The following is a 3,330-nucleotide window of genomic DNA, read 5'->3' as shown; positions in this document are numbered from 1 at the left end:
CTTGACCTGGTGGTCCCGGCGCCCCAGGAAATCCACCCGGCCGTCGGCGCGAAAGCGGGCCAGGTCGCCGGTGCGGTAGAGGCGCTCGCCCTCCCTTCCTCCCAGAGGGTCGGGGACGAAGGCCTGGGCGGTGCGTGCCGGGCGGCCCAGATAGCCTCGAGCCAGCCCCACGCCCCCCAGCACCAACTCCCCGGCGACCCCTGCCGGCACCGGCTGGAGAGCCTCGTCCACCACGTAGCTCCGGACCCCCGGCAACGGCCGGCCGATGGCGTGCTCGACGCCGCTCCCCGGCTCCGCCACCCGGCTTGCCACCGAGATCACCGTCGCCTCCGTGGGGCCGTAGAGATCCATCATCTGGTAGGCGGCGCGATCCGTTCCATCCGCCAGCGAGGGGCCCCGGTGCAGCCGGTCGCCGCCGACGAAGAGCATCTCCACCGACCAGTCCTCCGGAGACGGCAGGTCCTGCTGTCGAGCCAGGCCGGCATCCAGCTCCTCCATCACCACCTCCGCCAGTGGCGTCGGCAGGAAGGTCTGGCGCACCTGCCGTTGGTGCAGGAAGCGAATCAGTTCCGGCGGCTGGGAGACCACCGCCGACGGCACCGGCACCAGCGTCGCCCCCAGCGCCAGCGACGACCACAGCTCCCACACCGAAGCATCAAAGCCCGGCCCCGCCAACAGCGTCGTGCGCACCCCTGGACGACGACCCCAGCCGTCCGCCGACGGCTCGCCGTGGAGGCTGCCGTGCCAGGCCACCAGATTGGCCAGCCCGCCGTGGGTCAGCAACGTGCCCTTGGGCTGGCCCGTCGAGCCGGAGGTGTAGATGACGTAGGCGGCGTCGGCGGCCCGGGGAGTGGGTAGGGCCCCATCCCCCAACCCTCCGTCTGCCGCAGCAGGAGGCTCGGCGCCGGCGACCACCGTCTCGACCCCGGCCGCTCGGAACGCCTCGATCAGCTCCTCGTCTGCCTCGCGGCCCACGAAGACCCGCGCCGCCCCGGCGTCCTCGGCCATCCACGCCAGCCGCTCCGGTGGATGAGCCGGATCCAAGGGCAGGTAGGCGCCGCCGGAACGCAGCACCGCCAGCGCTGACACCACCAACTCGGTGGAGCGCTCCAGGCAGAGGGCGACGATGGGCTCCTCGGCTCCATTCCGCTCCAAAAGCCAGCGTTCTCGAAGCCAGTGCGCCCAGCGGCGGGAACTTTCTTCGAGCTCCCCATAGGTCAGGGGCGAGTCGGTGTCGGAAAGGACCGCCGGCAGATCGGGATGGCTTTCCGCCCACCGCAGCACCGCCGGCAGCACCGTTTCCCGGCCGGAGCTCGCCAAGCCAGCCGAGCTCTTCAGGCCCGTCAGGCCAGCCCGCGCGCTGCCGCCGGCGTGGCTCCAATCCCACAGCAGCTGCTGGCGCTCAGCAGGGCCGGTCAGCTCTACCTCCGACAGGCGCTGGCCCGGGTCGTAGGCCAGGGCTTCGAGCATCCGCCGCAGATGGCCCACCCAGCGCCGGACGGTACTGCGGTCGAAAAGCTCGGTGCTGAAGAGGACAGCTCCCGCGAGGCCGGTCCTCTCTAGATTGGCCCTCCCTAGATTGGCATCCCCTGAGCCTCCCTCCGGCTCCAGCGACAGGATCAAATCCTGCTCGGTGAGGCCGCGATCCACCACCTCACCGGCGGCGGGCTCCAGGCCTTCCAGCTCCAGGCGCGCCGCCGGCGCGTTCTGCAGCGCCAGGGTGACCTGGTAGAGCGGCGCGTGGCTGCGCCCGCGGTCCGGAGCGACCTCCTGGACCACTCGGGCGAAGGGCACCCGGGCGTGGCTCATGGCTTCCAGGGTGTGTTTCTTAGCGGCCTCCAGCAGCTGATTCAGACTCGGATCGCCGCCCGGGGTGGCGGAGAGCTGGTAGCGCAGCACCACGGTGTTGACGAAGAAGCCGATGAGCCCTTCTACTTCCTTGCGGTCGCGACCCGCCACCGGCACGCCCACCGCCAGATCTCGCTGGCCGGACCAGCGCGAGAGCACCGCCGCCCAGCCGGCGGCCAGCATCATGAAAAGAGAAGTGCCCGCGGCCCGCCCCCGGGCTTCCAATGCCTGCCGTAGCGCCGGCGACAAGCGCACCGGCAGCTGCTCCGCCGCCAGGGTGCGCACCGGTGGCCGGGGACGATCCGCCGGCAACTCCAGCGGAGTCAGCCCTTCCAGCCGCCGGCGCCAGAACTCCAGATCCGCCGTCGGTGGTTCTTCCTCCAAACGCCGCCGCTCCCACACCGCGTAGTCGGCATACTCCAGCTCCGGATCCGCCGACTTCGAGGAGGAGAGCCGCGAAGCATTCAGCTCGCCGGCATAGAGCGTCCCCAGCTCTTTTTGCAGGATCGCCAGGGACCAACCGTCAAAGACCAAGTGATGCACCGCCAGCCCCCAGCGATGATCCCAGGGACCGAGGCGCAAGAGCAGGGTCCGCAACAGCGGTGGACGGGAGAGGTCGAAGGGTCGGGTCGCCAGGGTCTGCAGGTGGCCATCGCAGAGCTGCTCTGCGACGGCTTCGGGGAGAGCGCTGAGATCCACCACCGGCAAGAGCTCGGAGGCAGCCGGCACCGGCCGGGACTCCTGCCGCGCGCCCTCTTGCGCCTCGACGAAGGCCGTGCACAGGACCCGATGGCGGCGCAGCAGCGCGCCCAGAGCCCGGGCCAGGGCTCGCGGCTCCAGCGCCCCCCCCAGCGAGAAGGCTCGGCAGATGTTGAACAGACCGGTGTCGGGCATCAGCCGCTCCAGGAACCACAGCCGTTCCTGGGCGCTGGTCAGGGGCACCGCCTGGCCGCGGTCGCGGGTGGGAATGCCGGTGCGGCCGCCACGCCCCTCCCGAGCCTTGCGCAAGCGTTCCCGAATCAGCCGCCGGCGCTCCGCCTGCGGGTCGTGGACGTCACCGCTCATGGTGTCTTGGCCTTCATCCGTCCGTGGCGCCGAATTCCCTCCGCCAGCCGTTCCACGATCTCGCCTCGGAGCAACGAGAAGTGATTGCCGGGCAGATCCATCGCGGAGAGCTCCGGTCCCAAGAGGCGCCGCCAGCCGTCGACGGCATAGGCCGCCCTCGCCTCACCGGCCGCTGTTTGACCGCCCGACGCCTGGAAGAGCACCACCGGCGGCTCCTTCCCGCCGGGCCGCCGAGGATCGTAGGATCGCAGCGCCCGGGCATGGCTCTGGAACGCCGCGAAGAGCGCTCCCATCCGCTGGCCCGCCGCACCGCCTTCCACTTCCTGCTCCAAAGCACCGTCGCCGCGTACCGCCCGGCGCACCGCTTCCAGCCTCTCCGCCGGCAGGCCCAGATGCAGCAGGAAGGCGGCGAGCTCC

Annotated in this window: 2 protein-coding genes; both read right to left on the bottom strand. The window is 71.3% G+C overall.

Annotated features, from left to right (window positions below; translation table 11 throughout):
• Nucleotides 1–2,913 (bottom strand): amino acid adenylation domain-containing protein (locus SX243_25590; GenBank protein ID MDY7096363.1); only part of this gene is annotated, 2,913 nt, incomplete at its 3' end.
• A partial coding sequence (locus tag SX243_25585) for a hypothetical protein (protein MDY7096362.1) occupies nucleotides 2,910–3,330 on the bottom strand: 421 nt, incomplete at its 5' end. The genes SX243_25590 and SX243_25585, both read right to left, overlap by 4 nt.

The organism is Acidobacteriota bacterium, assembly GCA_034211275.1.
Classification (GTDB): Bacteria; Acidobacteriota; Thermoanaerobaculia; order Multivoradales; family JAHZIX01; genus JAGQSE01.
Note: the sequence above shows the minus strand (reverse complement) of the source record. Positions and strands in the feature narration are given on the sequence as shown.